Origin of the sequence: Rhodopirellula maiorica SM1, from assembly GCF_000346295.1 — a bacterium.
In the GTDB taxonomy this organism is placed as follows: Bacteria; Planctomycetota; Planctomycetia; order Pirellulales; family Pirellulaceae; genus Novipirellula; species Novipirellula maiorica.
Genome location: NZ_ANOG01000415.1, coordinates 1 through 8,477, shown reverse-complemented (window position 1 = coordinate 8,477; position 8,477 = coordinate 1). Strand labels below are relative to the sequence as shown.

At 52.6% G+C, this 8,477-nt stretch carries 5 protein-coding genes; 2 read left to right on the top strand and 3 right to left on the bottom strand.

Annotated elements, in window-relative coordinates; all coding sequences use genetic code 11:
• The 3 genes from RMSM_RS13270 to RMSM_RS39810 form a co-directional block, all read right to left on the bottom strand.
• Positions 1 to 733: hypothetical protein (locus RMSM_RS13270; protein WP_008696701.1), on the bottom strand; the 733-nt coding region annotated here is incomplete at its 3' end.
• A 371-nt stretch (positions 734 to 1,104) separates the two neighbouring features.
• A complete protein-coding gene (locus RMSM_RS13265) occupies positions 1,105 to 3,822 on the bottom strand; it encodes an MGH1-like glycoside hydrolase domain-containing protein (protein WP_008696700.1) in 2,718 nt (905 codons plus the stop codon).
• A 537-nt stretch (positions 3,823 to 4,359) separates the two neighbouring features.
• Positions 4,360 to 5,985 (bottom strand): DUF1559 domain-containing protein, encoded by a 1,626-nt coding sequence (locus tag RMSM_RS39810; protein ID WP_008696699.1) that lies wholly within the window; start codon positions 5,983 to 5,985, stop codon positions 4,360 to 4,362.
• 507 nt (positions 5,986 to 6,492) lie between these two features.
• Here RMSM_RS39810 and RMSM_RS13255 point away from each other — a divergent pair.
• Together RMSM_RS13255 and RMSM_RS13250 are read left to right on the top strand one after the other, a co-directional pair.
• Positions 6,493 to 6,750 (top strand): hypothetical protein, encoded by a 258-nt coding sequence (locus RMSM_RS13255; RefSeq protein WP_040766324.1) that lies wholly within the window; start codon positions 6,493 to 6,495, stop codon positions 6,748 to 6,750.
• 45 nt (positions 6,751 to 6,795) lie between these two features.
• On the top strand, positions 6,796 to 8,259 hold the full coding sequence (locus tag RMSM_RS13250; RefSeq protein WP_236622124.1) for an arylsulfatase: 1,464 nt from the start codon (positions 6,796 to 6,798) through the stop codon (positions 8,257 to 8,259).
• The last annotated feature ends 218 nt before the right edge of the window (positions 8,260 to 8,477 follow it).

The following is an 8,477-nucleotide window of genomic DNA, read 5'->3' as shown; positions in this document are numbered from 1 at the left end:
ATTGCGGCTTGTTCAATTGCGCAGGTGGCCGGTAGGGCGATGACTGCATTGCGGCGCTAAATCCATCTTGATCGCCACCGAGGTATCGCAAATAGCCACACTTCTTGGCATACTCGAATTCCGCGGTCATCCCTGCGGAAATGTAGGCGGCAACGTCGCCATTAAATTGATCGTCAAGCCGATTCTGTGGCCGACGCCGCAGCGCATAGTGTCGCCTGATTGCTTGATGAGCTGCAAACAAATCAGCAACATTCTGAATCGGAGGGTGCTGCGTTGACATACAATTCGCGGGCACCGGAAACGCCCCGAGCGTTTTTTGATTGCCGGTATTGATCTCGCTGCCATCATCGAACCGTGTACAAAACTCTGTAAATCCTTCTTGCACACTCCAACTGCCGTTTAACTCAGTAAACATCACGGCCGACACCGCGGCCGTCGACTCCGCTCGGTTGATAAACACCACAATCAAACTTTTTACGTTCGCCACCGCTTGCGGCAAAAAGAACGTTCCCTCGTTGCTGAATCCTAGACCCGTCAACGATTCATGGACTTCAAAAAAACGCTGCCGAACCACTTCCGGTAGCGGATCCTCCGGCGGCACCGGATCGATCGTTGGAAACGCTTCGGTACGAAAGGTCGCCAGGATGATCAACGGAGTGGCTAAAAAATAAAGCAGCGGAAGCCCCAAGAGGATCAACGTGCCTGTGCTTGGAAGCGAGTCAAAGATATCCATCTGCCGGACCAATTAAGGAAACGATTGTTTTTGCCAATGGGACACTCGATAAATATAGCCGTTCACAATATTCAATGACGGCCGTAGTGGATTTCGCCAGAAATCCTTTACGGCTCGTTGAATGAATCTGACTTTAGAATGCTTCGTTTAACCGTTAGCCGATAGGCGTACGCTCAATGCCATCGACTTTGGCAACCGTTAGGGGATGCTCAAGTAGTGGGATTCGCCAGAATTCCCATCTTTGCTGTTGAAACACCAGGAACTCTGGCGAGTCCCACTACGAAAGTAGATGGCATTGGGCGTACGCTAGCGGATGCGCGTACGCCTTCGGCTGACGGTTAAACGATTAATTAAGCGACTTGGGTAACGGGTTACCTTCGCCACTCGTCGATCAGCGAGGCGACCAATCCGGTCCAGCCGGTTTGATGATTCGCCCCCAGGCCTTCGCCTGTTTCGGCATTGAAATACTCGTGAAACAACAAGCAATCTCGCCAATGTGGATCATGCTGCATCTTTTCACGGCGTCCATAAATGGCTCGACGTCCCTCGGCATCTCGCGTGAACAGCGAGATCAGTCGATTGGCGTGTCCCTCGGCAACTTCGGACAACGTCAAACTTTCTCGATCGTCACCCGGTTCTGCGGGAACTTGGATCGAATCACCGTACACCTTCGCAAGCTTTCGCAACGATTCGATCATCAAGAAACTAGTCGGACACCAAATCGGTCCTCGCCAGTTTGAGTTGCCGCCTTTGAGCCAAGTGGTCGATTCAGCAGGATCGTACTTGACCGTTTGGTCACCAAACGTAAAGGGATGCTGCTGGTGATGTTTCGACAGACTTCTTAGCCCATAGGGACTCAAAAATTCAGAGTCATCCCACAAAACGGCAACGATCCGGCGAAGTTGGTCCGCATCAACGAGCGAAAGCAAGTGCACTTTCCCGTTCGCATTTTCGCTGGTCGCCAAACAGGCTTCGGTCAAGTGACTGCGGTTTCGCATGAACCACTGCAGGTTCGCCTGGAACTCAGGAAACTCGGATGTCCAAACTTCTTCGAGTCGTTCGACGGCATACAGCGGAATCAGGCTGACCAGCGAATGCAGCCGAAAACGATGATAGGAGCCATCGGGATAACACAGCGCATCAAAAAAGAATCCGTCCTCTTCGCTCCACAATTCATAGTTACGTCCGCCCATGTTTTTCATCGCCGAGCCGATGTAAACGTAGTGCTCGAAAAACTTGATCGCCAAACCGACGTAGGTCTTATTCTCTTTCGCCAACTCCAACGCGATTCGCATCAGATTCAAACAATACATCCCCATCCATCCGGTCGCATCGGCTTGTTTCAGCGACGAACCATCCCCGGGCGGCGTGCTGCGGTCAAACGTGGTGATGTTGTCCAAGCCTAGAAAACCACCTTCGAAAACGTTGTGTCCTTCGGCATCGACCTTGTTGACCCACCAAGTGAAGTTCAGCAGCAGTTTGTGAAAGCACTTTTCCAAAAACTCGCGATCGGCACGTCCGTTTTGAATCCGATCCATGTTGTAAACACGCCAAATGGCCCACGCGTGCACCGGCGGATTAAGGTCGCTGAATTCCCATTCGTATGCCGGAATCTGGCCATTGGGGTGTTGAAATTGTTCGAACAACAATAGCCACAATTGCTCCTTCGCAAACTCAGGATCGACCAGTGCCAATGGGATGCACTGGAACGCCAAATCCCATGCCGCGAACCACGGGTATTCCCACTTGTCGGGCATCGACAAGATCCGCATCGAATTGAGATGTTTCCAGTGTTCGTTGCGAATGTGATGGCGAGACGTGGGTGGTTTGGCTCGCGAATCATCCCCTTCGAGCCACTTGTTGACATCGAAATAATAGAATTGCTTCGACCAAATCATTCCCGCAAGTGCTTGACGCTGCACACGGCGTTCGTCTTCGCTGGCTTTGGGTGGGTGCAGTTCGTCGTAGAATGTGTCGGTTTCCGATTTTCGCTGGTCGATGACCGCGTCAACGCCGCCGATTGCATCCGATGTGGGACGATCCGTCAGCCGCAAACGAAACACCACCGATTCGCATGCCGGCACGGTGACGTTGTCGTAGTGCACACAGGCTTTCGTGCCCACATTATCGGGGTTCACACACGACTCGCCATTGATCACATGCCGATGAAAGGCGTCTTTGACATACGACGTGTGATCGGAACATCCATACAATCGCTGACGGTTCGTTTCATTGTTTGTGAATAGCGGCTTGCCGCCCGACTCGGCATACAAATACCGTTTGCCAAGCTCGTACTGAGTTAACAAATTAGGGATAGGCGTCGCGGCGGAATCATCGGCAACAAAACAAGCCTGCCCCTCCGGATCCTGCGTGTCGTAGATCTCGGGCGGTGGTTGCGGGACGTCGCCCCAGTTCCATGTGTTTCGAAACCACAAGTGCGGCAACACGTGTAGCGATGCGGGGTCGCTGCTTCGATTAAAAACTTCCACACGGACACAGATGTCTTCGGGATCAGCCTTTGCATATTCAACAAAAATGTCAAAGTAGCGATCCTCATCAAAGACTCCGGTATCAAGCAATTCAAATTCCGGTTGCTCGATACCACGCCGCTGGCTTTCACGGACGAGTTGTTCATAGGGGAATGCGGACTGCGGATACTTGTAAAGGTATTTCAAGTAGGATCCGGTCGGCGAGGCGTCTAAATAGTAGTAGTACTCACGCACGTCCTCGCCATGATTATTCTGTTGAGGCACGACGCCAAACAACCGTTCTTTGAGGATCGGATCACGACCGTTCCAAAATGCGAGCGCAAAGACAAGCAGTTGATAGCGGTCACAGATGCCGGCCAAACCATCCTCGCCCCAGCGATAGGCTTTCGAGCGAGCATGGTCATGAGTTAAGAAATCCCACGCATTCCCATCACTGCTGTAGTCTTCACGCACCGTGCCCCAGGAACGTTCGCTTACATAGGGTCCCCAAGAACGCCAATTCGTGGTCTTTGACCGGTCTTCGTCCAAGCGGCATTGCTCGGCGGAGAGCGATGAATCCTGCCGGCGGGAACGACGATCATTCGCGGTTGCTCGTGTCATTGAAGTCAGCCAGAAAGAGAATCAGGGTGAACCACTCAAACGCTGCACGATCGCTTATTGTAAACGCTGCACGCAAACAGGGTTGCCCCTTTCCCGGCAACCCGTGGATTCAAAGAAGAATGCTTGTCCCCCGACTCGCGTCCGCAACGGGACGCTCGGGTCGGACATCGCCCCGGAAACTTTCCGGATGCTTTCCGTAGCGGTGCGGCGCGAGCCGCTCGGTCTAAACCGAACGTTTTACTCGCCTCAACCGGGCGGCCCCTCGCCCAATGCCATCTACTTTGGCAACCACTGCAGATGCTCAAGTAGTGGGATTCGCCAGAATTCACATCTTTGCTGTTGAAACACCTGGAACTCTGGCGAGTCCCACCACGAAAGTAGATGGCATTAAACGGGTGGCATTTGTAGCGGTGCGGCGCAAGCCGCCCGGTCTAAATCGAACGATTTATTCGCCGTAACCGGGCGGCTCGCGCCACACCGCTACCTAAAGCTAAATTAGCAAGCCGTACGCGAGTTTCGCTAACGGAAGACGATTGGCTAGAACCGGACGACTTCTCTGCCCTTGTATGTGAAGAGGGCCTTCAACGTTTCAAGCACAATGCTTGTTGAAACAAACCTCACCGCCCCATCGGCCATCAGCACATGAAATCCACCTTGATGTGTGTTCCCCAATTGAGGCAATGGGTTAGCGAGATCGATCTCGACATCCGCAGGTTTGGTCCATGGTACGGCGATGGACCGGTTGGTTTCCACGACCATGATCGTATTAGACAAACCATCGAGCACGTCGCGAAATTTGCGTTCACCTTGCTCTGGAAAAAGAGTCTCCTCGCCGACAGGCAGCTGGAACACCGTATATCCAGGTTCTGCTGGGACGCTGGGGTCGACATAGGTTTCCGGCATTTGCGGCAACAGTTTCAAATTGTGCTCGCTGTCCCAAGGTTCATCCAAGTGGAACTGACTGTACAGCTCTTGCTGTTCGATAAACGGCAGAATTTTCACACGCCAACTCAGTAGTGGTTTCCCGTCAGCGTCACGAATGGCGCGGTCGGGAAGCGTGCGAAAGGCGGCATGATGATTATGCATCGCCAGCCCAATTTGTTTCATGGAATTGCTTGCCGTCATGCGGCGCGCGGCTTCACGAGCAGCTTGGACCGCGGGCAGCAACAGTCCCACCAGAACGCCAGTGGTGGCAAAATTACTTTCCAATTGTACGTTCACGCGATTACCCGATTTTTTGGGTCGAAGCGCATCGGCTAGCTTGGCCGCAACTCGTGCTGTGTACTTGACCGTCGCCTTGTCCGTTTCCGTGCCTCGCATATTGGTCATCGCAACCATTTGCATCGCGGCATCGCGTCCAAAGTCGATCGAATCGTTCAAGATCCGCTGAAGCTCCGCGGCAGTGGCATCGTCTCGGGCAATCGCCGATACGCTGACACTTCCGCCCAAAAGTTGATAGTTAACATTCACAATCAGTGCATCGGTTAGTTCCGGAAACTGGGTCAACTCTCGAAGTTGCTCCGGCAACTGCTCTGCATTTTGACGAAGCAACCCGCTCACGATTGGGCGAATCTCTTCTAATACAGCGACAGCGGTAACACCCTTTTGTGGTCCTAAACCTGAAACCAGTGTGGGTAGTTTCCCTGTTTCGCCGCTAGCTTCCAACATCGCGCGTAGGTATCCGCCCATCGAAATCAACAGCGTTCTCGCATCCTTGCGATGCAGCACGGTTCCCGGCGGACCATCGAGCGAGTAAACCGAGTATCCATCCATTTCCTGCGGTTCAGTCGATCGGAACAAATTTTCGTTCAGATCGTCAATGTTATAGTCCTCGGACAACTCGATTACCGCCCCAATCTGCGGTCCGGCAGGTCCCGGAAAACCAACAATGACCTTCACATTGATAATGTGAAGCGGATCGATGCCGACGTTCTCATTCAATTGGGCCTGTATGATTTCGATCGGAAACATTTCCATCTCGGGATCGCTTAAGATCTGGTTGACCGGCATAAAGACAGCCGCAATCGCATCGTCTGGGATATACTGGCTCGACAGTGCCGAACCCTCCTCCGCTCGCCCGATGTCGGAGACAACACCACTCATCAGTAACACGATCAGGGGTAAGAAAAAGCGACTGCAAATCATGACGAACTCCGAATTCATCGAAACGAGGTGGGGAGAGCAAGCGTGAATGGGCTTGCGACCATGATTATGACATGTCCCCCCACCAGGATGTTGCACGAGTCTGCAAATATCATGCACGTCGATAAATATCACGCACGCAGTCAGGAATGCTGGAGCGAAATCCCGTTAGCCGTTTGTGGTACTTTTCGCGGTTGAGCATGGGAAACGAGGCTAACGGCTCGTTGAATTAATCGAAATGCAAATCGAATTAGTGAGCCGAGGGCCGTAAGGCACCGGGTAATGCGTGGAACCCGGCCGCTGACGCGTGAGCGGCTCACTAAATCAACAGGCCGCTAGCGTCCAAACGAAACGCTGTGAAGCATTTTTCCCTATCAGGAAAACGCGAATTCACTGTAGCGAAAGTCGCAGAGACTTGCGTCCCCGCAAGTAAAACCGAAACTCTCTGTGAGTTTCGCTACGAAAAATGCGTCACCAGGTTAAGCAACTAAAGTACCGGTGGGCAACTAAAGTACGGGGCCGAAAACGATGGCAGACTTAAAAAATCCGAAAGTTATTATGGCCAAGGGGATGTTGTTCCTTGCGCTCGGTATACTCGCATCGGCAATGTTGATCGCAAATACGCCCACAATGCAGGTGGTTGTCCTACTGGGCATTTCCATCTGGGCATTTTGTCGATTTTACTATTTTGCTTTTTATGTGATCGAACATTACGTGGATCCTGAATTCAAATTCGCGGGACTGATCGCGTTCACGCGGTATCTGTTGCGGCGGAAGCGTCGCTAATGTGGATCAATCACCGCGAATCCCCCCTTCGATTTGTTACTCACCATGACAGCCCCTCCAAAAGACAAGAACAACAGCATGATGCGATTATGGCTTAGGAAGCGATTCACACTTTGTCTATACAGTTCGCTAGCGGCGGTGTTTGTCGCCGGTTTCGCTAGTGCTGCAGAAGAGCCCCCACGACCGAATATCGTTTTCATCATGGCTGATGATTTGGGCTACGGTGATCTGGGGTGCTATGGCCAGCAACACATCAAAACACCCAACATTGATCGCTTGGCAGCCGAAGGCATCCGGTTCACCCAAGCGTACGCGGGCGGCCCGGTGTGCACGCCGTCTCGATCGGTGCTGATGACGGGGCTGCATAATGGGCATACCGTGGCGCGAGACAACGTGCCCCACTATGTCACTTATTTGCAAGACGACGACACGACACTTGCCGAAGTATTGACCAATGCCGGATATCGCTGCGGCGGCGTTGGCAAATGGTCACTCGGCGATGCCGGCAGTGTCGGGCGGGCAACAAACCAAGGATTTGACACCTGGTTTGGCTATTTGAACCAAGATCACGCCCATTATTACTACCCCGAGTATCTCGACGATAATGAAGCGAGACTCGAATTGCCCGGTAATTCAAAATCGCACCATACCTACAGCCACACGGAATTGACCGAGCGAGCTTTGCAATTTATTGACGAGTCCAGTGAACGCGAGACACCGTTCTTTCTGTACGCCGCCTACACGCTGCCACATTTTTCGTCGCTTCATGAAGACGCCGATGGTTTGACGGTACCGTCGACCGAACCGTATTCGGATCACAACTGGGAACCGAAGGCGAAAAAGTATGCCGCGATGATCCACATGCTCGACCAAGATGTCGGGCGGATCGTCAATCAAATCGACGACTGTGGGATTCGCGACAACACACTGATCATCTTCACCAGCGACAACGGTGGTCACAAAAACGTAGCCAAACGTTTTGACACCAACGGTCCGCTGCGTGGCTACAAACGCGACCTAACCGAAGGAGGCATCCGGGTGCCGCTGATCGCGCATTGGCCGGGCCAAATCCCTGCCGATCAGACCAGCGACGAAGTGATTGCGTTTCAAGATATGATGCCGACGTTCGCCGAACTGGCTGGAGGAACGCCGCCTGCGAATCACGATGGCATCTCGATCATCGATGCACTCAAAGGACAGCGACTCAAGACACCGCATGATTATCTGTATTGGGATTTTGGTCATTGCCGAACCCGCTACCATCAAGCGGTCCGAATGAACCAATGGAAGGGCATCCGATCGGATGTTCGACTAGGAGTGGCTGGACCGATCCAATTGTATGATTTGCAAAACGATATCGGCGAGGAACACGACGTGGCATCCGAGCATCCTGAAATTGTGCAACAAATCGACCGCATCATGCGATCGGCCGTAACGCCGAGCACGCAATACCCGATCGGCAAGGTCTATCGCGGGCATGCAATTTGGCAGCCCAAAACCGGTCCTTAATTCATCGAAACGATCTATCGACAACATCGAAACCGGCGACCGCAACCCCAGCGGCTAAGCCGTTAGGCAGGAGTTTTCCTTATTTTAGGAACGGTTCGGCAATAAGTTCGTCGTTAGAATTTTGTTACCAATCATTTGAGAGGAAGTGTGTTCACCGTACGGCTCGTGTCCTTCCGGGGACTATTGAAACGCCGAAGTTATTGCCGAACGTTTTCTTA

Bases quoted from the DNA above. Each gene is read 5' to 3' on its own strand.
- RMSM_RS39810 (WP_008696699.1), bottom strand. From the start codon at position 5,985: ATGAATTCGGAGTTCGTCATGATTTGCAGTCGCTTTTTCTTACCCCTG.
- RMSM_RS13250 (WP_236622124.1), top strand. From the start codon at position 6,796: ATGACAGCCCCTCCAAAAGACAAGAACAACAGCATGATGCGATTATGG.
- RMSM_RS13265 (WP_008696700.1), bottom strand. From the start codon at position 3,822: ATGACACGAGCAACCGCGAATGATCGTCGTTCCCGCCGGCAGGATTCA.
- RMSM_RS13255 (WP_040766324.1), top strand. From the start codon at position 6,493: ATGGCAGACTTAAAAAATCCGAAAGTTATTATGGCCAAGGGGATGTTG.